22 protein-coding genes and 1 pseudogene are annotated in these 26,717 nt (G+C 68.3%); 10 read left to right on the top strand and 13 right to left on the bottom strand.

Annotated elements, in window-relative coordinates; translation table 11 throughout:
• The 6 genes from LQV16_RS14535 to LQV16_RS14560 all read right to left on the bottom strand — a co-directional run.
• Positions 1-285 (bottom strand): DUF6707 family protein (locus LQV16_RS14535; RefSeq protein WP_356815780.1); only part of this gene is annotated, 285 nt, incomplete at its 3' end.
• 120 nt (positions 286-405) lie between these two features.
• On the bottom strand, positions 406-945 hold the full coding sequence (locus LQV16_RS14540) for an NUDIX hydrolase family protein (RefSeq protein ID WP_229994615.1): 540 nt from the start codon (positions 943-945) through the stop codon (positions 406-408).
• A gap of 44 nt (positions 946-989) precedes the next feature.
• The gene (locus LQV16_RS14545) at positions 990-1,742 is read right to left on the bottom strand and encodes an RraA family protein (RefSeq protein ID WP_229994616.1); all 753 of its coding nucleotides are present in this window, start codon (positions 1,740-1,742) and stop codon (positions 990-992) included.
• A gap of 14 nt (positions 1,743-1,756) precedes the next feature.
• Positions 1,757-2,203, bottom strand: a complete 447-nt coding sequence (locus LQV16_RS14550) for a RidA family protein (protein WP_229994617.1) — start codon at positions 2,201-2,203, stop codon at positions 1,757-1,759.
• A complete protein-coding gene (locus tag LQV16_RS14555) occupies positions 2,200-3,582 on the bottom strand; it encodes an MFS transporter (protein ID WP_229994618.1) in 1,383 nt (460 codons plus the stop codon). Before LQV16_RS14555 ends, LQV16_RS14550 begins: the two co-directional genes overlap by 4 nt.
• Before the next feature lie 187 nt (positions 3,583-3,769).
• Positions 3,770-4,960: a helix-turn-helix domain-containing protein gene (locus LQV16_RS14560; RefSeq protein WP_229994619.1), complete on the bottom strand. Its 1,191-nt coding sequence runs from the start codon at positions 4,958-4,960 to the stop codon at positions 3,770-3,772.
• A 162-nt stretch (positions 4,961-5,122) separates the two neighbouring features.
• Here LQV16_RS14560 and LQV16_RS14565 point away from each other — a divergent pair, with 162 nt between their 5' ends.
• The 6 genes from LQV16_RS14565 (at position 5,123) to LQV16_RS14590 (ending at position 13,922) form a co-directional block, all read left to right on the top strand.
• Positions 5,123-6,460, top strand: a complete 1,338-nt coding sequence (locus tag LQV16_RS14565; RefSeq protein ID WP_229994620.1) for an MFS transporter — start codon at positions 5,123-5,125, stop codon at positions 6,458-6,460.
• Positions 6,457-8,082 (top strand): thiamine pyrophosphate-dependent enzyme, encoded by a 1,626-nt coding sequence (locus tag LQV16_RS14570; protein ID WP_229994621.1) that lies wholly within the window; start codon positions 6,457-6,459, stop codon positions 8,080-8,082. Before LQV16_RS14565 ends, LQV16_RS14570 begins: the two co-directional genes overlap by 4 nt.
• 12 nt (positions 8,083-8,094) lie before the next feature.
• The gene (locus LQV16_RS14575) at positions 8,095-9,522 is read left to right on the top strand and encodes a gamma-aminobutyraldehyde dehydrogenase (protein ID WP_229994622.1); all 1,428 of its coding nucleotides are present in this window, start codon (positions 8,095-8,097) and stop codon (positions 9,520-9,522) included.
• A 22-nt stretch (positions 9,523-9,544) separates the two neighbouring features.
• The gene (locus LQV16_RS14580) at positions 9,545-11,296 is read left to right on the top strand and encodes an amidohydrolase (RefSeq protein WP_229994623.1); all 1,752 of its coding nucleotides are present in this window, start codon (positions 9,545-9,547) and stop codon (positions 11,294-11,296) included.
• Between the two features lie 9 nt (positions 11,297-11,305).
• Positions 11,306-12,568 (top strand): M20 family metallo-hydrolase, encoded by a 1,263-nt coding sequence (locus tag LQV16_RS14585; protein ID WP_229994624.1) that lies wholly within the window; start codon positions 11,306-11,308, stop codon positions 12,566-12,568.
• 388 nt (positions 12,569-12,956) lie between these two features.
• Positions 12,957-13,922: an amidohydrolase family protein gene (locus LQV16_RS14590; protein ID WP_229994625.1), complete on the top strand. Its 966-nt coding sequence runs from the start codon at positions 12,957-12,959 to the stop codon at positions 13,920-13,922.
• A 445-nt stretch (positions 13,923-14,367) separates the two neighbouring features.
• Here the strand turns inward: LQV16_RS14590 and LQV16_RS14595 are convergent.
• Together LQV16_RS14595 and LQV16_RS14600 are read right to left on the bottom strand one after the other, a co-directional pair.
• Positions 14,368-14,646: pseudogene (locus LQV16_RS14595) on the bottom strand (transposase); the annotation flags it as partial.
• A 256-nt stretch (positions 14,647-14,902) separates the two neighbouring features.
• Complete coding sequence (locus tag LQV16_RS14600; RefSeq protein ID WP_229994626.1) at positions 14,903-15,670, bottom strand: VOC family protein; 768 nt, start codon at positions 15,668-15,670, stop codon at positions 14,903-14,905.
• Positions 15,671-15,761: 91 nt separating this feature from the next.
• Between LQV16_RS14600 and LQV16_RS14605 the strand changes: the two genes are divergently transcribed.
• Both LQV16_RS14605 and LQV16_RS14610 read left to right on the top strand, forming a co-directional pair.
• On the top strand, positions 15,762-16,361 hold the full coding sequence (locus LQV16_RS14605) for a YdeI/OmpD-associated family protein (RefSeq protein WP_229994627.1): 600 nt from the start codon (positions 15,762-15,764) through the stop codon (positions 16,359-16,361).
• Between the two features lie 94 nt (positions 16,362-16,455).
• Positions 16,456-17,298, top strand: a complete 843-nt coding sequence (locus LQV16_RS14610) for a phosphatase PAP2 family protein (RefSeq protein ID WP_229994628.1) — start codon at positions 16,456-16,458, stop codon at positions 17,296-17,298.
• Here LQV16_RS14610 and LQV16_RS14615 read toward each other — a convergent pair.
• From LQV16_RS14615 to LQV16_RS14635, 5 genes are all read right to left on the bottom strand, one after another.
• Entirely contained in the window at positions 17,251-19,191 is a 1,941-nt protein-coding gene (locus tag LQV16_RS14615) for a glycogen debranching N-terminal domain-containing protein (RefSeq protein ID WP_229994629.1), read from the bottom strand. The two genes, LQV16_RS14610 and LQV16_RS14615, sit on opposite strands and share 48 nt — an antisense overlap.
• Positions 19,192-19,217: 26 nt before the next feature.
• Positions 19,218-20,408 (bottom strand): ABC transporter ATP-binding protein, encoded by a 1,191-nt coding sequence (locus tag LQV16_RS14620; RefSeq protein ID WP_229994630.1) that lies wholly within the window; start codon positions 20,406-20,408, stop codon positions 19,218-19,220.
• Positions 20,405-21,997 (bottom strand): iron ABC transporter permease, encoded by a 1,593-nt coding sequence (locus tag LQV16_RS14625; RefSeq protein ID WP_229994631.1) that lies wholly within the window; start codon positions 21,995-21,997, stop codon positions 20,405-20,407. The genes LQV16_RS14620 and LQV16_RS14625 overlap by 4 nt, the downstream gene beginning before the upstream one ends.
• Positions 21,998-22,002: 5 nt before the next feature.
• Entirely contained in the window at positions 22,003-23,058 is a 1,056-nt protein-coding gene (locus LQV16_RS14630; RefSeq protein ID WP_229994632.1) for an iron ABC transporter substrate-binding protein, read from the bottom strand.
• 165 nt (positions 23,059-23,223) lie between these two features.
• Positions 23,224-24,423 (bottom strand): glycoside hydrolase family 76 protein, encoded by a 1,200-nt coding sequence (locus tag LQV16_RS14635; RefSeq protein ID WP_229994633.1) that lies wholly within the window; start codon positions 24,421-24,423, stop codon positions 23,224-23,226.
• Positions 24,424-24,618: 195 nt separating this feature from the next.
• Here LQV16_RS14635 and LQV16_RS14640 point away from each other — a divergent pair, with 195 nt between their 5' ends.
• Both LQV16_RS14640 and LQV16_RS14645 read left to right on the top strand, forming a co-directional pair.
• The gene (locus LQV16_RS14640) at positions 24,619-25,455 is read left to right on the top strand and encodes an SDR family NAD(P)-dependent oxidoreductase (RefSeq protein ID WP_229994634.1); all 837 of its coding nucleotides are present in this window, start codon (positions 24,619-24,621) and stop codon (positions 25,453-25,455) included.
• A 41-nt stretch (positions 25,456-25,496) separates the two neighbouring features.
• Positions 25,497-26,717 carry an acyl-CoA dehydrogenase family protein gene (locus LQV16_RS14645; RefSeq protein WP_229994642.1) on the top strand — a complete coding sequence of 407 codons (1,221 nt, stop codon included), beginning with the start codon at positions 25,497-25,499 and terminating at the stop codon, positions 26,715-26,717.

The raw sequence follows: 26,717 nt of genomic DNA on the forward strand, positions 1-26,717 counted from the left end.
GTCGGAGGGGGCGACGGCGCCGAACGCGCCGCCGTCGGAAGAGGCCGGGGGGCCGGGCTCAGCGTCGTCAGTGACCCGGATCATTGATCCCGCCGCGATCCGCAGCACACCGCCGCCGCTGAGCGTCGCCAAAACCATGGCGGGAGTACCAAAATCGTCGGCTTCAACATCCACGCGATGGATCTCGGCGGAGCGGTTTCCGTCGGGCAGGATCAGGTGGTCGCCGGCCCGCAGAGATCCAGCCTGCTGTTCACTGTAGTTCCGGGAGGCTGGGGGGTGGGTCATCGGGAGTCCTTAAAGTTCTCTTGCGGTCCGCCCAACAGTCTACAAAATCCGGTGCGTGAAGTCGGGGACGCAGGGGCCGCCCCGAGCGTCCCCGGACGGCGCGGGACCGAAGGAAGCCGGCTAGTTGCCGACTCCCGCGAAGGCCAGCGCCTGCCGGATCAGGGCCCCCCGGCCGCCGCTGAATTCCAGCTGCACGTCCGTGCTCATGACCTCCTGCGGGGTCATCCAGGTCAGCTCGAGGGCGTCCTGGCGCGGGGAGCATTCGCCGGTGACGGGAATGACGTACGCCAGGGCAACGGCGTGCTGGCGGTCGTCCGTGAAGCCGGTGTGGGACGGAGACGGGAAGTACTCGGCCACCGTGAACGGCACCGGGCTGACCGGCAGCTGCGGGAAGGCAAGCGGGCCCAGGTCCTTCTCCATATGGCGGAGCAGCGCGGCGCGGATGGTCTCGCGGTAGAGAACGCGGCCGGACACCAGGGAACGGACCATGGTGCCGTCCTCGTCGGCCTGCAGCAGCGTGCCGACCTCGTTCACGAACCCGAGAGGGTCCAGCCGGACCGGAACGGCCTCGACATAGACCATCGGCAGCTTGCCCCGCGCTTCGGACAAGTCGTCGTCGGAGAGCCAGCCGGGATTCGGGTCAGGGGTGCGCACATTCATGGTTAAGTTCTACCCCATCCCTGACCCGAACCCCGCGCCGTCCCTCAGAACGCCAGCACCGATTCCAGCGGCTCGCCGGATGCGATCCGTGCCAGCAGCGCCGGTTCGGCGGCGTCAGAGGCCAGTGCCTGGCCCAGCACCTCGGCCGCCGCCTCCGGGGACAGGACGATCACGCCGTTGTCGTCCCCGAGCACCCAGTCGCCCGGATTAACCTGGATGCCGCCGCACTGCACCGGGACATTCACCGCGGAGCCGCCGCTGCGGACCCTTTTGGTGGTCAGGCACGAGGTCCCGCGGGCGAAGACCGGCAGGCCGGTGGCCCGGAGCTCCAGGATGTCGGTGGCCACGCCGTCGACGACGACGCCGGCGGCGCCTTGCGCGGTGGCCGCTGCCGCGGTGACTGCGCCCACCGGCGCGTGCCGGTGGTCACCGGACATGTCCACCACCAGCACCGCGCCGGGGTGCAGCTCCAGCAGGGCACGGTTCATGGCGTAGGCGTCATTCTCAGCGATGCGCACCGTGACCGCCGGGCCCGCCACCTTGACGCCGTCGAGCAGCGAACGGATGGCCGGATCCACGAATCCGTCCTCCAGGAAGTGCCCGATCGTGGGGTAGCTGACGGCGGCGAGCCCCTCGTTAAGCCCCGCGCTCACCGCGCTCACCGCGCTCACCGCGCTCACCGCGCTCACCGCGCTCACCGCGCTCACCGCGCTCACCGCGCTCACCGCGCTCACCGCGCTCACCGCGCTCACCGCGCTCACCGCGCTCACCGCGCTCACCGCGCTCACCGCGCTCACCGCGCTCACCGCGCTCATGGGGCTTCCGGCGCCGTCGTGCCGGCAACCACGGCCACGCAGTCGATTTCCAGCGCGACGCCCCACAGGCTCACGCAGACAGTGGTCCGCGCAGGCTTGGCCGTGCCAAAGAACTCCGAGTAGACCCGGTTGTAGGCATCGAGCCGGTCGGGATCCGTGAGATAGCCGTTCACCTTGACCACGTGGTCCAGGCCGGACCCCGCCGTCTCTAGCACGGACCGGAGGTTGATGATGGTCTGGCGCACCTGGTCCTCGAAGGTGTCCGGCTGGTCATCCAGCCCGCTGATCGCGGGGATCTGGCCGGCGGTGAACACAAACCCATTGGCGACGGCTGCCTGGGAGAAGGGGCCGACGGCGGCTGCGCCACCCGGGATCTGCGCGATCCGGCGGACAGTCCCGTTTACGGGAGGAACAGCGGGGAGCACGGCGTGCGGCGTTGTCATTTGGCAGCCACCGCTTCGGCGGACGGGTCCGTGCTTGCGTCGGTGAACGCGTCAGTGGGGGCGGAGTCGACGGCGTCGATGTTGCCGTGCCGGGTTTCGGTCAGGACAAACAAGGCACCGAGCGAGACGAGGGCGGCGGCCATGATGTACCACGCAATGGAGGAGCTCTGGTGGGTCATACCCAGCAGCCACGTGGTGATGAACGGTGTTGCGGCGCTGCCGAGGAGCCCGGAGAGCATGTAGGCCACGGACAGTCCCGAGTAGCGGACCTTTGAACCGAAGAGCTCGGCGAGGAATGTGGCGATCGGGCCGTAGTTCGCGGCGAAGGCCGTCATCATGGCGAGGTAGGCGATGAAGAGCAGCGGCACGGACTTGGTGTCCATGAGCCAGAACATCGGGAACGCCAGGGCTGCCTCGGCGGCCACTCCGGCGTAGATGATCGGCTTGCGGCCGTGCTTGTCAGAGAGCCGGCCGAAGAAAGGGATCAGGACAAAGCACAAGGCGCAGGCGGCCAGCACGACCCACAGCATCAGGGCCTCCGAGTGGCCCAGTTCCTTCTTGCCGTAGGAGACGCCCGAGGCCACGAGCAGAGTGAAGGTGCTGCCGGTGGACAAGGTGGCAACGCCGCCGAGGATGACCTGCTTCCAGTACTTGGCCATGAGGGCCGCGAAGGGCAGCTTGGCCTTGGCGCCGGCATCCTTGACAGCCTGGAATGACGGGGTTTCCTCGATGTGCAGGCGGATGTAGATGCCCACGGCCACGAGCAGCGCGGAGGCCAGGAACGGGATGCGCCAGCCCCAGGCAAGGAGCTCTTCGGTGCTGACCGTCGAGGCGACAATGAGGAACGCGACGTTGGCGATCAGGGTCCCGGCGGGCACGCCCACCTGGACCAACGAGCCGTAGAACCCGCGCTTGGACGCGGGAGCGTGTTCCACCGTCATCAGGACGGCGCCGCCCCATTCGCCGCCCAGGGCCAGGCCCTGGATGACGCGCAGGAAGAGCAGCAGCAGAGGCGCCATGATGCCGATGCTGTTGTAGTCCGGCAGCAGGCCTATGGCGAACGTGGCGGCGCCCATGGTCAGCAGTGAAATCAGGAGCATGGACTTCCGGCCCAGGCGGTCCCCGAAGTGGCCGAAGATGATGGCGCCCACCATGCGTGCAATGTAGGCGGAGGCGAAGGTGCCGAACGCGAGCATGGTGCCCACGATGGGGTCGAAGCTGGGGAAGAAGATCTTGTTGAACACCAGCGCGGACGCTGTGCCGAATACAAAGAGGTCGTACCACTCGACGGTGGTGCCGATGACGCTGGCTAGGGCGATTTTGCGCATTTTTGCGAGGTCCAGCCGTGCCGTAGCAGCGGCGGCAGTGGTATTTACCATGTGAGCCATCAGTTCTCCAGATGGGGTGCGGGGACGATTGTCCGGTGCAGATAGTCACCAACTATCCTGTGTCAGCCATCACAGTTCAATGGCAAAAAATCCACCAGAAATCCACCAAAATTGTGTGTTCACACAACCCGGAGGCAAGGTTCAGGCAGGCCGCCCTACGCCAGCACCCCAGCCGCACTCAGGCCCACGCAACCACCAGCCTGGCCGCTTGGGAGGGTACTGCGAGGTCGATCCCGGTCAGGTCCTGGAAGCGGTGAAGCCGGTTGAGGATGGTGTTCCGGTGGCAAAAAAGGGCCTGTGCCGTGATGGTGATATTGCCGGTGGACAGGAAGTGGCGCACCGTTTCCTCCAGGCGTTCGCGCTCCCCGCCGCGGCATGGCGAGAGTGCCGAGTCCAGGTCCGCCCACAGATCCAGGCCGGCGTCCTGGAGCTGCTGCTTCGCGAGCCTGGCCCAGGCGCCGGCGGCAGTCAGGGGGCCCTTGTCCGAAGGTTGGAGGAGCAGTGCCAGACGCTCGGCAGTCCGTGCCGCTGCCGGGAGGGCGCGCAGGCCGGCAAAGCCTTCCACATAGCCGCAGGGGATCCCGGCGATGCCGGCCGGGAGATAGGCGGGGCCTTCCTGTTGCGCCCGTCCACTGGCGGGACGGCCGAGGGCCCAGAAAACATAGGCGCTGCCGCCGAATTCGTGCACAAAGAGCTTCTGCGAGGACTGCGGGCCCTGAGCTGCGAAGGCGCGCAGTTTCGAGGCTGCCTCCCCGCTGGCGGCAACTATGGAGAACCTGGCGTCAGGATCGGTAACGAGGGCTGCGGCCGCCTGGCTGATCGTGTCTGCGGAAAGTTCAGATTTGCTGAAAAGCCGGGCGATGAACTCGCGGCGGATATTTGATTCTTCCTGTGCCATGCGCACCCGTTCCGCCGAGTAGCTCGAGTGCGTATGGGTGGCGAATTCATCCACGACGCGCCACACCCTGTCCACCCTGGATGTCAGCAGCATGGCGTCTTCGGGATCAGAGATCTGCAGCAGGTCATCCCACAGGATGCTGAAATCCAGCCGGACGGCTGAAATCAGGGCCTCGGGAGAGATCCCTGCCCTTGCTCTTTTGGCGCCCAGCTCGGAGGAGAACTGCATCAGCGAGTCGCGGTCGCCGTTGCGGCCCGCCTGCTGCAACTCCTTGTCCCGCAGCCCGTCCACGAGGCGGCGGAACGTCTCGCGGGCAGTTTTGCGAAGTTCCGGGAGGTCAACCCTGTTGCCGGCATATTCGGGGATCTCCTGGACCCGGGCCATGAAGAGGTCCACGAGTTCGTCGAGCCGCCCGTGCAGCCGCTCCACCAGTTCTCCCCAGCGCGCGGCGTTGTCCTGAAAGTTGTGCATTTACACATTCTAGGACCGAAATCCCGTGACGCATTGCTAGTTATTTTGGATGAACCTACTGGAAGAATGGAGTCAGACCCAAGGGTGAGCCACATCACGGGGCAGGCGGCGAAAGATGTCGTCCGTCCGAGGTATCCGGTCCCTAGCAATTTGGAGTATTTCATGGCAAGCAACAACAGCACGGCAGTGACGGGGGCGGAGCGCCCGGACCTACGGATCGTGGATGAGAGTGTCACCCGTAAGGTGGCCCTGGCAGCCCTGGTGGGCACAGCCCTCGAGTGGTACGACTTCTTCCTTTTCACCACTGCCGCGGCGCTGGTGTTCAACGCCCAGTACTTCGTGTCCGAGGACCCCTTCGTCTCGGCGATGAGCTCTTTCGCCACCCTGGCTGTCGGCTTCGTGGCCCGCCCGATCGGCGGGTTCATCTTCGGCTCCTTGGGGGACAAGGTAGGCCGGAAGAAAATCCTGATGGTCACCATCGTGGGTATCGGCGTCGTGACCGGCCTGATCGGCCTGCTGCCGAACTACATGACGATCGGCATTGCGGCCCCTATTATCCTGGTGGCCCTGCGGATCATCCAGGGACTCGCGGTGGGCGGCGAGTGGAGCGGCGCGGTGATCATCGCCGTCGAAAACGCGCCCGTGGCAAAGCGGGCCCGCTACGCTGCGCTGCCCCAGATCGGTTCGCCGATCGGCACCATTCTGTCCTCCGGCGGGTTCTTCGGCATGCTCTACCTCGTGGGCCAAACGAACTTTGACGCGTGGGGCTGGCGAATCCCGTTCATTGCCGCGATCCCGCTGCTGGCCATCTCGATGTGGATCCGCAGCAGGCTCAGTGAATCCCCCGAGTTCGAGGCCCTCATGGAGTCGGGCGAGACCGAGCACGCGCCTATCCGCGGCGTCCTGACCAACAGCTGGCGCCAGATCCTGGTCGGCATGTGCTCCGCTTTGCTGGGCATCGGCGGTTTTTACCTCATCACCAGCTTTGTGGTCTTCTACGGCACCAAGATCCTCAAGATGCCCTACGAAACCCTGCTCTTGGGCTCCCTCCTCGCGGCAACGCTGGAGATCTTTGTCCTCATCTGGGCTGGCCGAATGGGCGAGAAGTTCGGCGCCAGCCGCGTCATTCTGTGGGGCGGCGTGGTCTCCGCGGTTGTGGCCGTTCCGGTCTTCCTGGCTATCGACACCGCGAACCCGGTGCTGGTCATCGGCGCCATGATCATCGGCGTCGCCACCCTGTCCGTCCCTTACGCGGTGTCCGGCACGGCGCTGACCGCCCTCTTTGCCACGAAGGTCCGCTACACGGGCGTAGCCATCACCTCCAACAGCGCCGGCGTTATTTCCGGCTTTATCCCACTTATCGCCACAGCCCTCGTGGCTGCCAGTGGCAATTCATTCTGGCCCGGGGCCATCATCCTGCTGGTTGTGTCGGTTCTGACCGCACTCTCGGGGATTGTCCTGCCGGCCCTCAGCATCGAAGAAAAGGGTATGAAGCATTGAGCACCTCAACCACCGCAGGGCACCTGATTGTTGCCCAGCTCGAACGCGCCGGCATCCAACGCGTCTACGGAGTCCCCGGGGAGAGCTTCCTGGATGTGCTGGACGGCCTCCACGGATCCTCCATTGAAACCGTGGTGACCCGCCACGAAGGCGGCGCCGGGTTCATGGCCCTCGCCGAAGGCCGGCTCACGGAGCTTCCGGGCGTGGCCATGGTGACCCGTGGTCCCGGTGCCGCCAACGCCTTCATCGCCATCCACACCGCGCACCAGGACGCCACCCCGATGATCCTGTTCGTGGGCCTCATCCCGGTGGCGGACCGCGGGCGGGAGTCGTTCCAGGAATTCGACATCAATGCCTGGTTCGGCAGTACCGCCAAGAAGGTCGTGACGCTCGACGACGCCGCCTCCGCCGCCCGCGTGGTGGACGACGCCATCTTCACGGCCCTCAGCGGCCGGCCGGGCCCCGTGGTGATCGGTCTGCCCGAAGACGTGCTGGTCCACGCCATCGAATCGGCCACAGTGGAGCCCCGCACCATCGCCCGGACCGAACCTGCAGCGGCGGACCTCGCCAGCCTCGAGACGCGGCTGGCCGCGTCCAAGAAGCCCCTCATCGTGGTGGGCGGCGAAGGCTGGAACCAGGCGTCCTCCGACGCGCTGGCCGGCTGGGCCTCCCGCCACGGCATCCCCGTGCTCGCGGATTTCCGCGCCTACGACGCCGTCCCGCACAGCAGCGACTCCTACGCCGGCTACCTCGGCTACGCCCGCAGCGACGCCAACGCCCGCCGCCTCGATGAGGCCGATCTGCTGGTCTTCGTCGGCTGCGTCCGCGCTGACGTGCTCTCAGACGGCTACAAACGCGGACTGGATGCCGTCACGGTCGTCGTCCACCCCGGCGCCGATCTGCTGGGCCACTTCGGCCGGCTGGACCAACACATTCCGGCCCACGTCGCGTCCTTCGCCAACGCACTTGCCGGCACGGAATCCGCGGTGGAACCCGCGGCCGGCTGGCTGGCCGGTGCCCGTGCGGACTACGAGAAGTTCTCCACCGCGCAGCCGGACGGCGGCACCGGTGTTGACCTCGCCGTCGTGATGGAAATCCTCAAGCAGGAAATGGACGACGACGCCGTCATCACCTACGGCGCCGGGAACCACTCGTTGTGGCCGGCCCGCTATCTGAAGCACAATACGGCGAACTCGCTCGCCGCGCCCCGCAACGGTGCCATGGGCATGGGGATCCCGGCGGCGGTGGCTGCCTCCCTGGCCTACCCGGGACGGCAAGTGATCTCCGTGGCCGGCGACGGCTGTTTCATGATGAACGGCCAGGAAATGGCCACCGCCATGGGCCACGGCGGGAAGTTCATCGCCCTCGTGGTGGACAACGGCATCTTTGCCACGATCCGCGAACACCAGGAAGGCCACTACCCGGGCCGCCCCTCGGGCACCCACATGACCAACCCGGACTTCGCCGCGCTGGCCCGGTCCTACGGCGGCTACGGAGAACGCGTGGAGAAGGCAGAGGACTTCGGCGCCGCCTTCCGCCGCGCCGTCGAATCCGGGCTTCCCGCCGTCCTGCACCTCCCGCAGGACCCCACCACCCGCTCACCCAAAACTGCCAGCAACTGACCGGAGCCTGCAATGATCACCCTGCACAACATCATCGACGGTGAGATCGTCCAAGGCAGTGCCGCAGACGGCTCAGCCGCGGCCACCCTCCCGTTTTTCGACCCCGCCACCGGAGTCCAGCTCGGCACCGCCCCGGACAGCGACGACGCCACCGTGGACCGCGCTTTCCAGGCCGCCCACACCGCTTTCCAGAGCTACAAGCGGACCACCCCGGCCGAACGCCAGGCCATGATGCTCAAACTCGCTGACCTCATCGAGGCCAACGTCGACAGGCTCCTCGACGCTGAAGTGGCCTGCACCGGCAAGCCCCGTCAGGTCACCCGCGAGATCGAGATCCTCCGCGGCGCCGACCAGCTGCGCTTCTTTGCCGGCGCCTGCCGCGTAGTGTCCGGGACCGCGCAGACCGAATACGTCCGCGGCTTTTCCTCCACCGTCCGTCGGGAACCCCTCGGCGTGGTCGCCCAGATCACCCCGTGGAACTACCCGTTCATGATGGCCATCTGGAAGATCGGACCGGCGCTCGCCGCCGGCAACACGCTAGTCCTGAAACCGGCGGACACCACACCCTGGTCCACCCTGGTCCTGGGCGAGCTGGCGCAGGAGGCTTACCCGGCCGGCGTCGTGAACGTCATCTGCGGCGGCCGGGGGACCGGTGCCGCCATGGTGGATCACGAGATCCCGGAAATGGTGTCCATCACCGGCTCCACCCGGGCCGGGGCACAGGTGATGTCCGCGGCGTCGAAGACCCTCAAGGACGTCCACCTCGAACTCGGCGGCAAAGCGCCCGCGATCGTCTTCGTCGACACCGACATTGACCTGGCGGCCAAGGAGATCGCGCTCGGTGCGTTCTTCAACGCCGGGCAGGACTGCACCGCCGTGACCCGTGTGCTCGTGGAGGAATCCATCCACCAGGAGTTCGGCTCCGCGCTCGCCGCGGCGGCCGCGGCGCTGCAGGTCGGCGGCGACGCCGCGGACCTGGGTCCGCTGAACAGCGCCGCGCAGCTGGACCGGGTGGAGGGCTTCATGTCCCGGCTGCCCGCGAACGCCAGGGTCCTGGCCGGGGGCAAGCGGACGGGCGCCGGCTTCCACTTCGAGCCCACCGTGATCGACGGAGTGTTCCAGGCCGACGAGGTGGTCTGCGAGGAAATCTTCGGACCCGTGGTCACCATCCAGCCCTTCCGGGACGAGTCCGAGGCCGTGGAGCTCGCCAACGGCACGAAGTACGCGCTGGCCTCCAGCGTCTGGTCGAACAACCACGGCGTCGTCACCCGGGTATCCAACGAGCTGGACTTCGGCGCCGTATGGATCAACTGCCACCAGGTGATTCCGGCCGAGGCCCCGCACGGCGGGTTCAAGCACTCCGGCACCGGCAAGGACCTCTCCGTCTTTGGCCTGGAGGATTACACCCGCATCAAGTCAGTCACCACGTCCCACCGCTAAAAGAACCACGCTAGGTAATCCCATGAAACTCGACCTGCTGCTGCGCAACGCGGACATCCTCACCATGGATAACCGCCGCCCGCAGGCCACCTCGCTGGGGGTCTGGCAGGGCCGGATTGTGGGCCTCGACGGTGACCTGGACTCGATGGAGGCCGCCGAGGTCCTGGACCTCGGCGGCGCCACCGTGACTCCCGGCTTCATCGACGCCCACTGCCACACCACCTGGTTCGGGCTGGGCCTGGGCGAGCTGGACGTCTCCGCCGCGCGCGGACTGCACCAGCTCTACGCCCTGCTGGAGGCCGGTATGGCGGCAGACAGCGCCGCAGGGCCCGGGGCAGAGCACGGGTCCAGCCCGGCGTCGGGCTGGCTGCTGGCCACCGGCTTCAGCCAGCAGCAGCACGGCGGCGAGTTCCCGGACATCGCCGTCCTGGACCGGATCACGGGAAACCGGCCCCTGTTGATGCGGCACAACTCCGGCCACATGGCCGTAGTCAACACCGCCGCGCTCCGGCTGGCCGGCGCCGAACCGGCGTCGTTTCCGGACCCCGACGGCGGCGTGATTGTCCGCGACGGCGCCGGCCGTCCCACGGGGCTGGTTCAGGAAACCGCGCAGCAGCTGATCCAGCAGCTGATCCTGCCGTACTCGTCCGAGGCGATCGAAGCCGCACTGGACCGGGCCACCAGCCACTACGCCGCGGAGGGCATCACGAGCTTCACCGAGGCCGGGATCGGCGGCGGCTGGATCGGCCACAGCCCCGTGGAGCTGGCTGCCTACCAGCGGGCGGCGGCCGGAGGCAGACTCCACGCGCGGGCACAGCTGATGCCGGTCCTTGATGTGCTCCACCCGCTCGGCGGACAGGACCCGCAGGACCCGGCACCTGCCGGTCTGGACCTGGGCATCGCCAGCGGATTCGGCGGCGACTTCCTGTCCCTGGGCCCGGCGAAGGTGTTCCTGGACGGTTCGCTGCTCGGCGAAACGGCCGCGGTCAGCCAGGACTACTGCAGCCACGGCGGGACGGACAACACCGGCAACACCGGCTACTTCCAGGCGGAACCGGAGGCGCTCCGGGCAAAGATCGAGGCCGCCTACGCGGCGGGCTGGTCGATCGCGGCGCACGCGATCGGCGACAGCGCCGTTGACCTCGCGATCGAGATCATCACCGGCTGCGCCGCGAAATACGGCCCCCGGACCGTGCCCAACAGGATCGAACACGCCTCGATGACGCGGCCGGAACAGCTTCCACGGCTTGCCGCCGCCGACATCGCCGTCACCCCGCAGGCCAGCTTCTTTTTCGACGGCGGGGACGGTATGACGCTGTCCCTCGGGCCGGAACGGCTCGGCTGGGCCTACCGGGCCGCGTCGTTCCTTGCCGCGGGGGTGACTCTCGCCGGCAGCTCCGACCGCCCCGTGGCGGACGGCAACGTGCTCCGCGGCATGCAGGCCTTCGTGGACCGGCGCACCGCCTCGGGCGCCGTTTTCGGGAACCCGGACGAGCGGCTGAGCCCGCTCCAGGCCCTGGCGGCGTATACCACCGGAGCCGCAGCAGCCACCGGCACGTCCGGCATCAAAGGCTCACTGACCACCGGGAAGCTGGCCGACTTCACCGTCCTGTCCGGGTCCCCGCTCACCGCGGGCAGCATCGCCGAACTCCAGGTGCTGGCCACCGCCGTCGGGGGGACGTTTACGTTCCGGACGCCCGGCCTCTCGTCCCCGGTTGCGGTCGATTCGGCCGCAACCGGTCCATTCTTCAACCCAGCTACCAACCGTTCATAGGGGAACACCGTGACTACTCACACCATTTTCAGCACCCGCGACGCCGCGTTCGTGCGGGACTTCCACATCATGAGCGAATTCGGCGCGACCGAGAACGGCGGCGTGGACCGGCAGGCGGCCAGCGTGCCGGACGGCCAGCAGCGGCAGTGGCTCACGGGCCTGCTGGAGGCCAAGGGCTTCACCGTCCGGTTCGACCGGGCCGGCAACCAGTGGGGTCTGTACGAGGCCGTGCCGGGTGCGCCGTTCGTGGTGGTGGGCTCCCACATGGACTCCCAGCCGACGGCGGGACGCTACGACGGCGCGTACGGCGTCCTTGCCGCAGCCCACGCGGCGTTCCGGCTCGTGGAGCAGTGGGCCGCGGCCGGGGCCGCCGGGCAGCCCCGGTTCAACATCGCGGTGGTCAACTGGTTTAACGAGGAGGGCTCCCGCTTCAAGCCGTCCATGATGGGCTCCTCCGTCTACACCGGAAAGCTCGACCTCGAGACCGCGCTGGCCACCACGGACGCGGCCGGAGTCTCGGTCCGCGAGGCGCTGGACGCGATCGGCTGCCGGGGCAGCTACGAGGGCCCCGAAGCCGCCTACTGCGCCGAGATCCACATTGAGCAGGGCCGGAGCATGGAGCGCGAAGGCATCACCATCGGCCTGGTGAACTCCAACTGGGCGGCCAACAAATACGAGTTCGTGGTCCATGGCGAGCAGGCCCACACGGGCTCCACTGTGATTGCCGACCGGAAGGACGCGCTGCTGGGTGCCTCCATGATGGTGGTCGCCGCCCGGGAACTTGCCGACACCTTCCCCGGCGTGCTGCACACGTCCGTGGGGCAGCTGAACGTCTACCCCAACTCGCCCGTCGTGGTGCCGTCGCGGGTGAGCCTGCTGCTGGACCTGCGCAGCGCCGATGAAGCTGTCCTGGCCGAGGCGGACGCCTTGCTGGACGAGCGGATCGCCGGGATCGAGAGGCTGGCCAACGTCACGGTGGAGCGCAACCACGCCCACACCTGGCCCGTGACCCCCTACCAGCCAGAGGGCGTTGAACTCGCGGCCAAAGTGGCGGCCGACCTGGGTCTGGCGAACAAGCAGGTCATGACCCTGGCCGGGCATGATTCGACCAACATGAAGGACCTCGTCCCGACGGTGATGCTGTTCGTGCCCAGCGTGGACGGGATCTCACACAACGAGCACGAATACACCACGGACGAGGACATCGTGGCTGGCCTGACGATGCTCACCGAGGTAGTGAACCGGCTCTGCAACGGGGCGCTGGAGGACTGACCGCGGGCCCGGCTGTACCTCCGAGGGAATCTCAATGATGTTGTCAATGGATTCCTGAGGCCTATGGCTAGGGGCCGAGGCACTTGGCGGTCGTCGTTCCGGGATATGGTCTGCGGGTTTTGCTGTTGCCCATGGGCTGTTCCTTTCACGTGGGCGGGGAGGCACCTGTACCGGTGTCCCTTCTCCCCCACCAGCAGGGCGACTAAGAGAACGGCTCCCAGCGCCCGCGGCGGTTGGTACACACGATTTCGAAGAGCGCCCACTGACGGTCTAGCTCAGTCCCAGGCACCGTCCGGCGGTCTGCTCACGGGTCGGATTTGCGAGTAGATTGTTCACATCCGCTGAGGGCCCGCGTATCAGCGAAACGAGCACGTGGACAAGGATCCGGATGGGCCGGCCGTACCGCATTGACACTCACCAGCACATCGTTCCGCCTGGGTATGCGCGCTGGATGCTTGAAAAGGGCATCCGCCCCGGCGGCATTGGCCTGCCGTCGTGGTCCGAGCGCTCAGCGTTGAAGTTCATGGACAGGCACGACGTGCAGACCGGCATCTTGTCCCTGTCCACGCCCGGTGTGTACTTCGGGGACGCTGCGGAGGCACGGCGGCGGGCGCGGGAGATCAACGAATACAGTGCAGAGGTGGTCGCGGCCCGGCCTGAGCGGTTCGGGTTCTTCGCGACGCTCACGCTGCCGGACGTGCAAGGCGCCCTGGCGGAGGCCCAGTACGCCCTGGACACCCTGCTCGCGGACGGGATCGTATTGCTGGCCAACAACGCCGGCCGCTATCTGGGCGATCCTGGCTTTGAGCCTCTGCTGGAGTTCCTGCACCACCGCCGGGCCGTAGTGTTCATCCACCCCGCTGAGCTGCCCGCTCCGGCGGTGCCGGGCATACCCGCCTTTGCCGCAGATTTCTTGCTCGACACCACCCGCACCGCTATCAGCCTGATCCTGTCCGGTGCGATGGAAAAGTTCTCGGGAGTCAGGTTCATCCTGGCCCACGCGGGCGGCTTCGTGCCTTACATCGCCTACAGGATCCTGCTGACGATGCTCAACGATAAGGACCTGGCCCTCAGCGCGCTGGCGGCGCTGGGAGATAAGAAGCAGTCCATCTTGCGGCGGTTTTATTACGACGTGGCCCTATCTGCCAGCCCGGCGGCCCTGCCCAGCCTGCTCGAGGTAGCTGACCCGGGCCGCATCACATACGGAACTGACTTCCCGTTCGCACCCTCTGCGGCGATCGATTTCCTGAATATGGAGTATGAGAATTATCCGCTGGACCCCTCCGTGCGCGCGGCGATAGACCGCGGCAATTCCGAGGCGCTTTTTCCCCGGCTGAGGCCTGAGCAGACTTAGTTCTTATTGTGCGCGTTGCGCTCCCTGGCAGGCGGGGTTCCGGTGGAGATCTTCCTGTCTCTAGGGCTCGTCGCCGTTTTTCCCAGCGAGGACCTTTCCACCCGGTGCGTCGCTGCATGTTGGCTGGAAGGGTCTTGGCAGTCACACGTGGCGGGCAAGCTCACGGACAGGCGTGCTGTGAACCCGTCGGGTTCCTCATCGAAGGAGGTGGAGATGGAGCCGACGACGGTTCCGTCTTCGAGTGCGAGACGGGACCGGCGAAGGCCTGCCGTTTCAGTGGGAGCGGCAGGCTGGTGCTGCTCCGTGAGGACGCTTTGATCCCATTCGCGCATGAAGAGATGCCGTGCGCGCGGAGTGTCGTCGTGCCCCGGAGAGGTAGAAGACGCGCAGGAGCCGCTGGTCGTAGCGGCGGGGCCGGTACCGGGCATGCTCAGCAGCACCTGGGGTGGACGATCCGGCCCGGGATGTAGAGGATGTTCTGGCCGTGGGCGACGAGGATGGCGATCAGGAGCGCCGGGCCGCCGTGGTTCAGGTCGGTCGCCCAGACGACCTCGTCGCCGTCGCCGAGTTTCAGGACGGAGGCGATGAGTTCCAGCAGGGCCGGTTCGTCGTTAGGGATTTTCTGCGAGAGCAGCCGGTTTCCGTCGGCGTCGATCACGACGCAGTGATGATGGGCTTTGCCGGCGTCAATGCCGGCCCATAGATGCACCAAAACAGCCTCCAGTCTGTCGGATGGGTGGAACCCGGCAGATAACCGCGCCGTCGTGTCCCTATCCGGCGATCATGTCGCGTCTCTCAATCAGCGGTCGGGTCATCGCGGGGCGGCGGGCGGCCAATCCTTCGAAGCCGTCACGACACCAATCGTCCGGCCACAGCAACAAAGCCATACCCGCCTCCCCCGGGTAGCCACGACCCTACAACGGCCACGGAACCACCCGACAACACCATAAGGAACAGCCACAGGCGCACGGGAGGGACCGTCAGGCGCCTTCCGGCTTCGCCGAAATCCAGAGCATCGCCCCGTTGGGGTTCTCCGGCAGCTCGGTCGCATCGGGGTTGGCCACGTGCAGGGTCCGCCCGAACGCCTCTTCCGTCAGACTGACCGAGTGCCCCGCGGCCGCCAGGCGGTCCCGCAGGGCGGACAGGTCGCCTGTGTATTCAAAGCCCAGGCCGGACCGGGCGGTGCCGCCGGCGGGCCGGACCATCAGCACGCCGCCGTTCTTCGCCGTGAAATCCGCCGTTTCGTCATCGTCCGGTGCCGGGCGCAGCCTAGCGCCCATGTTCCGCAGGGTTTGCGCGGCGGCGGCCGCGTCCGGGGTGAACCAGACCTCGACGACGGCGAGGGCCGGATCGGCGTCCGCGCACTGGGCGCCGTGGGCGGCCTTGTCGGCGAAGAAGCCGAAGCCGTCCTCGCCCGTGATGCGGCACGTGTCGCCGTGGCGGGCGCTGACCAGCTCGGCCGGGGTGGTCCCGTCCTCCACACCCGCGGCGTTGGTGCGGCGCGCGAACTCCGCCAGATCCCCGACCTCGACGCCGAAGTCCGTCTTGCCATCCAGCACCATTCCGGCACCGGCGTCCCCGCCGGGATGGGCGCCGGCGGCGACGCGGTGCAGGGCGAGGCGGCCCGAACCGGCGTCGAACTCCTGCCAGTCGCCGTCGTCGACCGTCCGCACCATGCCGAGGGCGGACAGCAGACGCTCCCACTGGTCCATGCGGGAGGTGTAGTGGATCGGGCGGACGCGCAGCATGGGATCTCCTGGTGACGTACGGATGTGGCTCCACCTGCCATGGTGCCACCAAAGCACTCATCCGGTCAGCCCCACGGTGCACAATGGGGCCATGGCTGTTGAACTCGAGGAATTGCTGGTGAAGGACGCTGCCGAGTGGCGCGCCTGGCTGGAGCACCATCATGCGCAGAGCCCCGGCGTGTGGCTCGTGCTGCACAAGAAGGGCGGCTCGGTGACGGAGCTGGACTACGAGGCCGCGCTGCAGGAGGCGCTGTGCTTCGGCTGGATCGACGGGCAGGGCAAAAGACGGGACGAGGAAAGTTCCTTCCAGCGGATGACCCGGCGGGGACGCAAGAGCGTGTGGTCGGCCCGGAACGTGGAACGGATTGAACGCCTGGAGTCGGCGGGGCGGATGGCCCCGGCCGGCCGGGCCGCCGTCGAGTCCGCCAAGGCTGACGGGCGCTGGGAGGCCGCCTATTCGGGCTCAGCGACGGCGGAGGTTCCGGATGACCTCGCCGCGGCCATCGCGGCGGAGCCCCGGGCGCAGGCGATGTTCGAGGTCCTGACATCCGTGAACAGGTATGCCCTGATCTACCGCACCAACTCGGTCAAGCAGGCCTCCACCCGGGAGAAGAAGATCGCCGGGTTCGTGGAGATGCTCGCCCGGTTCGAAACGCCGTACCCGCAGACCAAGCGGCCCCGGGAACCCTAGCGGTCGCCCGCCGCGGACCCAGCCGCCGGGGGATCCCAGCGAATTCCCAGCGGCCGTCCGGGCTGCAGGTAGTTGCCACTGGCAGGATTGGTCGATGCTTCTTGCCCAGCGTGCCCCGCGACCCCCTGCCCGCCCGCCGCTGACGTCCCAGCGGCGGCTCTTCTTCGTGGCAGCGGGCATGCTGATCGCAGGGGAGACGATCTTCTGGACCGTGCTCGCCGCCGTGCAGTCGAACAGCGGCGTGGCCGCCCTGGACGCGCCCGTGCACGATCGACTCGTGGCGTCCCGGAACCCGCTCGCCACCGCTTTCCTGGCGGCCGTGACCACGGTGACGTCGCCGCTGTGGATGACGGTGATCGGCTGCGCGGTGGCGCTGGCCTGGGCGGTCTGGAAACGGGAAGTCTGGCGTCCCGCCCTGCTAATCGGCGCCATGGCGGCCACCTTCGCGGTGTCCACGCTGATCAAGCACGACGTCGGCCGGGGCAGACCCGCCGCCAGCGACTTTCTGCTGGGACCGGATGATGCCCTGTCATTTCCCTCCGGCCATACCTTCGGTGCCGGCGTCTTCCTGTGCGTCGTCAGCTACCTGCTGGTGGCGGCCCGCGGAACGCGGACGAGCAAACAGTCGACGTCGGTGCTCGCCTTCGCGGCCGCAGCCGCTGGGACGCTGGTGGTTGCCTTCAGCCGCCTGTACCTGGGCTATCACTGGCTGACGGACGTGCTCGCCGCCATGGGCCTGGCGCTCGCCGTTACCGGGATCGTGATCCTGGCCGACGCGCTCCGCGCCTCTATGGCACCGCGGCCGGTACCCCTGACACGGGCCGGGATCCTGAGGCGGCCTGTGCCGGAGGTTCGCCCGGCGGCGGTCCGCCTGTCAGAGCCAGGCCCGTCAGAGCCCGACGCCCATCGCCTGGGCGATCACCACCGCCGAGGCTGAGGACCACGCCTGCGGGTGGCACGACGCCGGATAGGGCACCGCGACGCCCGAGTCCTCGGCCCGCACCCCTGCGAACACCTCCGGCAGCCGGTGCCCGAAGGAGGCCGCCGCCGCGAGCAGGCCATCGGCGAGGATCCGGCCCTCGGCGATGAAACCGTCGGCCAGGAGGCCGCGGATCGCGATGGCGGTGTCGTGGCTCCAGACCGAGCCGCAGTGGTAGCTGAAGGGCCAAAACCCTGCGGCCCGCCGCGAAATCGTGTGCACGCCGTAGCCGGAGAACAACTCGGGGCTCACCAGCCGGTCCGCCACGATCCGGGCCTCGGCCGCGTCCAGGATGCCCGTGCCCAGAAGGTGTCCCATGTTTGAGCCGGGGATGTCCAGGGGAACCCCGTGTCCGTCCAGGGCCATGGCCGGGAACGGTCCGCAGTCGTCCTCAACCCAGAAGCGCTCCCGGAACCTGAGCCGGAGGGCAGCGGCGAAGTCGCGCAGTGCCTGGCCGCCGGGTTCGCCGAAGGCGTCGAACAGCTCCGCCGTTTCCATCGCTGCCTGGTACGCGTAGCCCTGCACCTCGGACAGGGCAATCGGCCCCTCGGCCTGGCGTCCGTCGCGGAACTGCATGGCGTCCCGGGAGTCTTTCCAGCCCTGGTTGCTCAGGCCGTGCCCGGACGCGTCACGGTAGCTGAGGAACCCGCCGTTGCCCGCCGTGCCGTCTGCTGCACCGTCCGTTCCGGTGGTGCCGGCAGCGAGCAGCCATTCCGCGGCGCGTGCCGCGTTCGGCAGCAGCGACCGTACGGCGTCGTCGTCCCGGCCGGCGCGCCAGAGTTCGCCGAGCAGGCAAAGCCACAGCAGGGTGGAATCCACGGCACCGAAGTACACCGGTGGCAGACGCAGGCCCTGGCTCTCCAGCACAAGCTCCTTGGACCGCAGCTCGTGCAGGATCTTGCCGGGTTCCTCGGCCGCCGCGGCGTCCGTGCGGGTGCCCTGGAAGGCTGCAAGTGCGCGCAGCGTGCCCGCCGCCAGACCGGTGTCCGGTCCGGTGTCCAGCGGCAGCAGCAGCCGCGCGGCCCACAGCGAATCCCGCCCGAACAGCGTGAAGTACCAGGGCGCCCCGGCGGCGATGAACGGAGCGTCCGGCAGCTGGCGGGTGGCCAGACGGAGCCCGGCCACTTCATCGAGGGAGTTATCCAGGAGCAGGCCCAAGGCTCCGGCCGGTCCGGTTCGCGGCGGCCGGGCTGCGGGCGGGCGGGCCGCCACCACGGCGGCGTCGTCGTCGGTGAGGACGGCCTGCCATTCGGCCTCGAACGGCCGGCCCCGGCCCAGGGTTCCGCGCCAGGTAAGGTGCCCTTCCGGGGTGACGGCGCCGGCGGCCGCAACCGTCAGGGTCTTGCCGCCCTGCCTCCAGCGCAGCGCGGACCTATCGGCGGAGACCGGCCCGGACGCGTCGCGGAAACGGCTGAGGCGGATCTGGGCCATGTCGGTGAAGTCGGCGGCAAGTTCAATGTCGATTTCGACGTCGAGGGACTCCAGTGAGGTGCGCAGCTGCAAGGTGTGCCGCACCACGCCCGGCGTCACGGTCCAGGTCTGGAAGAGCTCGACGGCGGGATCCTCAGTGGGTCCCGGGATGCCCCGGACCAGGCCCCGGACGCGCAGGACACCGCCGGGCTCGGTCTCGACGGCCGCCGGTTCGGGTTCCAGGCCGTTGACGCGCACGAGCGCCCGGCACAGCATCCGGGTGTCGCCGTGGAGCAGCCCGGTGAACCCGGCCGGATCAGCAGCCTCACCGGCTCCGGGCGGTTTGACCTCGCCGGCCAGGCGGCCGTCCGGATCGAGCCACAGCTGCGTGGGGGCTGCAACGGAGCAGTATTGGCGGTGCAGGCCAGGCTGAACAGTCATCCGCCCACCCTATCTGCAGAGCACGATTACGGAGACTGCTGCTCATCCACCGGGAAGGCCACGGCCTCGCCCACCACGCGAAGCCGAAGCTCCGTGCCGGGACGGGCGATCGAGGCGTTCCAGTGCCGGATGGTGATGATTTCCCCGCCGCCGGGGTAGCGGTGGTCCGGGACGGCGCCGGCGGCAAGGACCGGCGGAACCGGCAGCTGGAGCCGCACCGTGGTCTCGGGGCCGAAGTAGTCGGTGTCCACCACGGTGCCGCGGATGGGGCCGTCCTCGGAAATACGGATCTGCTCGGGCCGCAGCATCAGCTGGACCCGGCCCTGGGCCGGCGGGCGGCGCACGGGGATCCCGCCGAGCGAACACGTGGCCAGGGAGCCTTCCATCCAGGCATCCAGGATGACGGCGTCGCCCAGGAATTCGGCGGTGGCACGGTCCGCCGGGCGGGTGTAGACGACGAACGGGTTGCCGATCTGGGCCAGCCTGCCGCCGCGCATCACGGCCACCTGGTCGGCGAAGGACAGCGCCTCGGCCTGATCATGCGTGACCAGGATCGTGGTGACGCCTGCATCCTTCAGGACCTGGGCCACGGCGCGGCGGGTGGCCACCCGCAGGCCGGCGTCCAGGGCGGAGAACGGCTCGTCCAGCAGCATGAGCGCGGGCTTGCGGGCCAGCGCCCGGGCCAGGGCGACCCGCTGCTGCTGGCCGCCGGACAGCTGGTGCGGGCGGCGCTTGGCCATGGCCGGGTCCAGGGAGACCATTTCCAGCAGCTCGCCGACCCGCGCCTTGACGCCGCGGTGCCCGCCGGGGAGTTGCGCGGCGTCCAGGCCAAAGGAGATGTTCTGCCCGACGGTCAGGTGCGGGAACAAAGCGCCGTCCTGGGCCACGTAGCCGACGTGGCGCTTGTGGGCGGGGACCCAGGCGTTCTCGCCCGCCACCTTGCTCCCGCCCAGCGAGATGCTGCCGGTGTCCGGATGTTCGAAGCCGGCAATCAGGCGCAGGAGTGTGGTCTTGCCGGAGCCGGACGGCCCCACGATCGCCGTCGTTCCGCCCCTGGCGACGGAGAGGTTGACGCCCCTGAGGACGGCCTGGGGGCCAAAGTTCTTGGTGACCGCGTCGATTTCCAGGTGGCTGTTGGTGCTGGTGGCCACGGAGGCCGCGACTCGCGGCTCGGGCAGACGCGAGGGGGCCTCACGCGACGGGTAAACATCGGTCACTGTCCGGCTACTTTCTTGGACTGCTGGAAGAGGAGGTAGGTCATGGGCGCCGAGATCAGGATCATCAGCAGCGCATAGGGGGCGGCGCCAGCGTAATCGATCTCGCTGCTCTTGCTCCAGAACTCTGTGGCGAGGGTGCGCGTCCCGTTGGGCGAGAGCAGGAGGGTGGCGGTGAGTTCGTTGACGATCCCCAGGAACACCAGGGCGGCGCCGCCGGCCGCGGCGGGAGCCGTGAGGCGCAGCGTCACGCGCAGGAAGGCCAGCAGCGGCGGCTTCCCGAGCACCTGAGCGGCCTCGTCGAGTTCCTTCGGTGCCTGGGACAGCCCCGAGCGGATGTTCACCAGGGCCCGGGGGAGGAACAACAGCACATAGGCCGCGATGAGCAGCGCTGAGGTCTGGTACACGCTGGGCACCATCCGGATGCTCACGGTCACGAAGGCCAGGCCCACCACAATCCCGGGCATGGAGCTGGTGATGTAGTTGGACAGCTCCAGGGTCTTGCTGAACCAGCCGGGACGTCGCACGGCCAGATAGGCCATGGGGAACGCGACCACGGTGGTGACGACGGCCCCCGCAAGGCCGTAGGCCAGGGTCTGCAGGAGGGCCGGCATGAATTCCTCGGCTGCCCAGATTTCCGGGCCGCCGGCGACGATCCAGCGCAGCACAAACGTCAGCGGCAGGCCGAACGCCAGCCCGGTGAGGGCGATCAGGGACAGCTGGGCGGGGACCTGGTAGGCGTGCAGGGGCAGGCGTAAGGCGCGTGCCTGGGCGCCCGAGCCGATCCTGGCGTACCGGGCGCTGCCGCGGCTGCGGACCTCCACGAGCAGCAGGATCAGGCACAGGAACACCAGCACGCTGGCCAGCATGTTCCCCGCGGTCCCGTTGAAGGTGGACTGGTACTGCACCATGATCGCGGTGGTGAAGGTGTCGAAGCGGATCATCGCGAACGCCCCGTATTCGGCCAGCAGGTGCAGCGCGACCAGCAGCCCGCCGCCGGTCATGGCGATGCGCAGCTGCGGCAGCACCACGCGGAAGAACGCGCGCCAGGCGCCGAGCCCGAGGGAGGCGGCGGACTGTTCGATCGCCGGGTCCAGGCGGCTGAGCGTCGCGGCCGCCGGGATGTACACAAGCGGGAAATAGGACAGGGTGGCGATCAGGACCCCGGACCACAGCCCGCCGAGGGAGGGCACCGCGGAAACCCAGGCGTAGCTGTTGACGAAGGCGGGGATGGCCAGCGGCGCGGCGAGCAGCACGGCCCACCATTTCCGGCCCCTGAGGCTGGTGCGTTCGACCAGCCACGCGCCGCCGACGCCCAGGACCAGGCACAGCGGCACCGTCACCACGGTCAGCAGCACGGTGTTCAGCAGGAGTTCGCCCACGCGCGGGCGCAGGATCAGGGCGGCGGCGGTGTCCCAGCCAGTGGAGGCCGTCATGAAGACCACGTAGGCCAGGGGCACCAGGGAAAACAGGGCGATCAGGACCGCAATGATGGACACGACAGAGACGCCGAAAGGCGGGCGGGGACGTTTGCCCCTGCCCGCCGTCGTCGTGTTCCCAGATGGACCGGGGACCGCCAGCTTGCTAGTCACTGCTGCTACAGCAGTCCTGCCTGGGTCATCAGCTCGGTGACCTTGGCGGAATTGAGCTTGGCGGGATCCACTGTGGGTGCCTGCAGCTCCTTGAGCGGAACCAGCTTGTCGTTGGACGGGACGTCCGAGGCGACGGCGTACTCGAAGGAGGTGCCCTTCTGGAGCACTTCCTGGCCCTTCTTGCCGGTGATGAACTTCAGGAAGGACTGGGCCGCTGCGGCGTTCCTGGAGGACTTCAGCACGCCGCCGCCGGAGATGGAGACGAATGCGCCCGGGTCCTGGTTCTTGAAGTAGAACGGCGTGACGTTGTTGGAGTTCTCGCCGGTCTTGGCCTGGTCGCCGTAGTAGTAGTAGTGGTAGATCAGGGCGGCGTCCACTTCGCCGGCGTTGACGGCCTTCATGGCCGTGCTGTTGCCCTTGTACGCCTTGGAGTTCTCTTTCATGCCCTTGAGCCATGCCTGCGTGGCGGCTTCACCCTTGAGTTCCAGCAGGGCCGAGACGATCGCCTGGAAGTCGGCGCCGGACGGGGAAGCGGCCCATTTGCCCTTCCACTCGGGGTTGGCCAGATCCAGCATGGACTTAGGCAGCTTGTCGGCGCTGATCTTGTTCTTGTCATAAACCAGCACGGTGGAGCGGGCCGCGATGCCAGTCCACTTGTTGGTGGAAGGACGGAATTCGGCGGGGACCTGGTCCACGGTGGCCTTGTCCACGTCCGCGAAGAGGCCGGCGTTTTCCACCTGGGCCATGGCGGGGGAGTTCTCGGTGAGGAAGACGTCCGCCGGCGAGGCCTGGCCTTCCTGGACGATCTGGTTGGACATTTCGGTGTCGTCGCCCTGGCGCACGGTGACCTTGATGCCGGTTTCGGCGGTGAAGGCGTCGATCCACTCTTTGGTCAGGGATTCGTGCTGGGCGTTATAGACCGTGATCTCGCCGGCGGAGGAGCCACCGGCGGCTGCGCTGCTGCCGGCCGGGGAGGAGGAGCCGGAGCCGCAGGCGGCCAGGCCCAGGGCGGCAGTGGCGGCCAGGGCGATGCCCGCCAGCGCGTTGGTGCGGATCTTCATGGGGCTACTTTCTGCAAGGAAGTCGTCGTAGTGCCCTGCCCCCCGTGAGCGGGGAAGTTAGGGCATGCTCACTACGAAAGACTGTAGGTTAGCCAAACCTAAGCGACCAACCCGAATCCGCATTAAGTGATCAGTATCACATGAATTACGAAACTGTTGCGTGACCTAATTGGGCTGCGGTGCCGGCGCCGTCGCGATGGATGCGGCCGCCTCCAGCACCATCCAGGCCTGGAGCTGTGTGGACAGCTCGACGGCGGCGCCCTCCGGGTAGCTGCGGCGTGCCGGCAGTTCAGTGCGGTCGGAGAAGACCAGATGGCTGCCGGGGCGCGCGAGGCGGTCCTGCGCCGGGAGGATCCGACGGCCTTCCCAGAGGGCCTCGGCTGTATCGTTCACGAGTGCCGCCGCCGTGGCCCGGGTTTCGGCGGGCAGCCGTTCGTCGACGGCGGCAAGGGCCAGGTAGCGGACGAGGATCCCGGTGAAGAGTCCGCCGTCGCCCCTTCCCTCGCAGCGCAACACCGCAGCGGTGCGCCCCAGCAGCGGGGCCGGATGCGTGAGGCTGCGCGCCACGGCGGCCACCAGCGCGGCCGCACGCCCGAGGTTCGCCTCGCCCCCAAGTTCGAGCAAGGCCCCGAGGACGGGCCCCTGGTTGTAGGTGTAGATGGTCTCTTCCAGCACCACGTCACCCGTCCCGGAAATCCGCAGGCCGTCCCGGTAGAGGCCTTGCCCGGGTTCGTAGAGCTTGGCGTCCAGCCAGTCCAGCAGGGCCTGCGCCTTGGCCCGGTTGCCCGTCCGCGCGTAGTAGAGGGCCACCGGTGCGGTGGCGGGTGTGTTCTTGAAATCGCGCTTCGTGCTCCAGAAGGTGCCGCCGCCGAGGTCGTCGGTGGAGGCGGAGTCGAACTGCAGGGTCAGGCTCTGCAGGACCTTGGCGTTGCGCTGCCGGCCGGTGCGTTTGCGGCTGTCCTCGGCGAGCTTGTCCAGCCGGAGCGTGGCCAGGGCCAGCCAGGCCATGTCGTCGTAGTAGTTGTTGACCACCGTGAGCAAATTGCGCAGCCGGATGCCCGTGACGAGCCGCGATGCGAGGCGGCCGGCGCTGGGCCGGTTCTCGCCGTCGAACTTGGCCCCCCGACGCCCGGGCGAGCCCAGTTCCCGGCGGCCGGCGTCCACGAGGCAGTCCAGGTAGTGTGCCTGCCACCAGTAGTGCCAGGGCCGGGACAGGTTCTTCAGCCGGCCTGACGGCCGGAGGATCGCGGCGATGTGGGTTCCCGGCAGGAAGAAGAGCCGCTGCCCGAAAAGCCTGGTCACCGAGCGGGCTGCCTCGTCCGCGCGGAAGGACCAGTTGGGGGCGGAGGCGTCGGCTCGGGTCATGGCTCAAGCCTATTCGCGGGAGCCCGTCCGGACCTCGATCGTGACCGCGGCCCTGAGCGGGTGCGCCCAAAGGTGCGCAATGGCCGCATTCCAGTTAACATTCACTAACTAATGTTCCCCGCGGGCTGCTGCTTCAGGCGCCGCCCGCGTCAGAGGCTTCGCGGCCGGGGTTCGGTTCCACATCAAGGAGGATGGATGGACATCAAGGGTACTGTCGCGCTGATCACGGGCGGGGCCTCAGGTCTCGGAGCAGCCACGGCCAGGCGCCTGTTCGACGCCGGTGCGTCGGTGGTGCTCGTGGACCTGCCGGGTTCCGCCGGGGACGCCTTTGCCGCCGAACTGACCGCCTCCGCCGCTAGCGAGGCCGCCGCCGGTGCCGCCGCCGGTACGCCGGCCGGAACCGGCCGCACGGCCGTCTTCGTCCCCGCCGACGTCACGGACGAGGTGCAGGTGCAGGCCGCCGTCGATGCCGCCGCCGCCCTGGGCCCGCTGCGCATCGTGGTGAACTGCGCGGGAATCGCGACCCCCGGCAAGGTCCTGGGCCGCGAGGGCGTGCTCCCGCTGGAGGCCTTCAACCGCGTCATCCAGATCAACCTCGTGGGCACCTTCAACGTGATCCGCCTCGCCGCGGCCGCCATGGCCACCACCGAGCCCGCCGCCACCGAACTCGGCGGGCCCGAACGCGGCGTCATCATCAACACCGCCTCCGTTGCCGCGTTCGACGGCCAGATCGGCCAGCCCGCCTACGCCGCCTCCAAGGGCGCTGTCGCCGCCATGACCTTGCCGATCGCCCGCGAACTCGCGCGCTCGCTGATCCGGGTGGTCACCATCGCACCGGGCATCTTTGAGACTCCCATGATGGCCGGCCTGCCGCAGGAGGCGCAGGACTCCCTGGGCCAGCAGGTGCCGCACCCCTCGCGGCTGGGCCGCCCCGCCGAATACGCGAACCTCGCCGCGCACATTGTGGAGAACGCCATGCTCAACGGCGAGACGATCCGTCTCGACGGCGCCATCCGCATGGGCCCGAAATGACCGGCTCCGAAATGACCGGCTCCGAAATGACCGATTCCGAAATGACCGGGACAGGGCTGGCCGCCACCCCCGCGCCGTCAGTGGCGGGGCTGCCCACGGCGGACTTCTTCGATTACGAATCCCTGCTCAGCGCGGCGGAGCGGGCCAAACTGGCGCAGCTGCGGGAGTTCCTGGCCGCCGAGGTCGCCCCGTTCGCCACGGACTGGTGGAACAAGGCCGAATTCCCGGCCCACATCCTGCCCAAACTGGCCGCCCTGGAGCTCAGCGCCCCCGCCCAGCGCGGCTACAGCAACCTGTTCGCCGGGATCATCATTGCCGAGATGACCCGGGTGGACACCTCGCTCGCCACGTTCTTCCTGGTCCACCATGACCTTTTCGTGGAGTCGCTCTACGGCTTCGGCTCCGAGGAGCAGAAGGCGCGCCTGCTCGAGGACGCGGCGAACCTGCGCACCACCGGCGCCTTTGCCCTCACCGAACCGGACCACGGCTCGGACGTTGCCGGCGGCATGGAAACCCGGGCCCGGCGGGTCCCCGGCGGCGCGGCCGACGGCGGCGACGCCTGGGTGCTCAACGGCGCCAAGCGCTGGATCGGCAACGGGACGTTTTGCGACTACATGCTGGTCTGGGCCCGGGACGAGGCCGACGGCGGCATCCGCGGCTTCATCGTCGACGCCACCTTGCCGGGCGTGAGCCGGAGCCGGATCGAGAACAAGATTGCGCTGCGCACGGTGCAGAATGCGGACATCGTCTTCACCGACGTCCGGGTGGCCGAAACGGACCGCTTCGCGGGCATCAGCAGCTTCGAGGACACCAACGAGCTCCTGCGCGGTTCCCGGATCATGGTGGCCTGGCAGGGCGTGGGGCAGCAGCTCGCGGCCTTCGACGTCGCCCGGCAGTACGCCGTCGAACGCCAGCAGTTCGGCCGCCCGCTGGCGAAGTTCCAGCTGGTCCAGCAGCAACTGGTGACCATGCTCGGCAACGCCGTGGCCAGCATGGGCATGATGGTCCGGATCGCGCAGCTGCAGGACCAGGGCGCCGCGGACATGCCGCAGGTGGCCCTCGCGAAGTCCTATGTCAGCGCCAGGATGCGCGAAACCGTGGCGATGGGCCGGTCCCTGCTGGGCGGCAACGGGATCGTCATCGACTACCGGATGGCCAAGATCTTCTCCGACGCCGAGGCGATCTACACCTACGAGGGCTCGTTCGAGATCAACACCCTGATCACGGGGCGTGCCGTCACCGGCGTGTCCGCGATCGTCTAG

Origin of the sequence: Arthrobacter sp. Bi26 (assembly GCF_918697925.1) — a bacterium.
Classification (GTDB): domain Bacteria; phylum Actinomycetota; class Actinomycetes; order Actinomycetales; family Micrococcaceae; genus Arthrobacter.

Bases quoted from the DNA above. Each gene is read 5' to 3' on its own strand.
- LQV16_RS14540 (WP_229994615.1), bottom strand. From the start codon at position 945: ATGAATGTGCGCACCCCTGACCCGAATCCCGGCTGGCTCTCCGACGAC.
- LQV16_RS14550 (WP_229994617.1), bottom strand. From the start codon at position 2,203: ATGACAACGCCGCACGCCGTGCTCCCCGCTGTTCCTCCCGTAAACGGG.
- LQV16_RS14555 (WP_229994618.1), bottom strand. From the start codon at position 3,582: ATGGTAAATACCACTGCCGCCGCTGCTACGGCACGGCTGGACCTCGCA.
- LQV16_RS14560 (WP_229994619.1), bottom strand. From the start codon at position 4,960: ATGCACAACTTTCAGGACAACGCCGCGCGCTGGGGAGAACTGGTGGAG.
- LQV16_RS14565 (WP_229994620.1), top strand. From the start codon at position 5,123: ATGGCAAGCAACAACAGCACGGCAGTGACGGGGGCGGAGCGCCCGGAC.
- LQV16_RS14575 (WP_229994622.1), top strand. From the start codon at position 8,095: ATGATCACCCTGCACAACATCATCGACGGTGAGATCGTCCAAGGCAGT.
- LQV16_RS14580 (WP_229994623.1), top strand. From the start codon at position 9,545: ATGAAACTCGACCTGCTGCTGCGCAACGCGGACATCCTCACCATGGAT.
- LQV16_RS14590 (WP_229994625.1), top strand. From the start codon at position 12,957: ATGGGCCGGCCGTACCGCATTGACACTCACCAGCACATCGTTCCGCCT.
- LQV16_RS14600 (WP_229994626.1), bottom strand. From the start codon at position 15,670: ATGCTGCGCGTCCGCCCGATCCACTACACCTCCCGCATGGACCAGTGG.
- LQV16_RS14605 (WP_229994627.1), top strand. From the start codon at position 15,762: ATGGCTGTTGAACTCGAGGAATTGCTGGTGAAGGACGCTGCCGAGTGG.
- LQV16_RS14610 (WP_229994628.1), top strand. From the start codon at position 16,456: ATGCTTCTTGCCCAGCGTGCCCCGCGACCCCCTGCCCGCCCGCCGCTG.
- LQV16_RS14615 (WP_229994629.1), bottom strand. From the start codon at position 19,191: ATGACTGTTCAGCCTGGCCTGCACCGCCAATACTGCTCCGTTGCAGCC.
- LQV16_RS14630 (WP_229994632.1), bottom strand. From the start codon at position 23,058: ATGAAGATCCGCACCAACGCGCTGGCGGGCATCGCCCTGGCCGCCACT.
- LQV16_RS14635 (WP_229994633.1), bottom strand. From the start codon at position 24,423: ATGACCCGAGCCGACGCCTCCGCCCCCAACTGGTCCTTCCGCGCGGAC.
- LQV16_RS14640 (WP_229994634.1), top strand. From the start codon at position 24,619: ATGGACATCAAGGGTACTGTCGCGCTGATCACGGGCGGGGCCTCAGGT.
- LQV16_RS14645 (WP_229994642.1), top strand. From the start codon at position 25,497: ATGACCGGGACAGGGCTGGCCGCCACCCCCGCGCCGTCAGTGGCGGGG.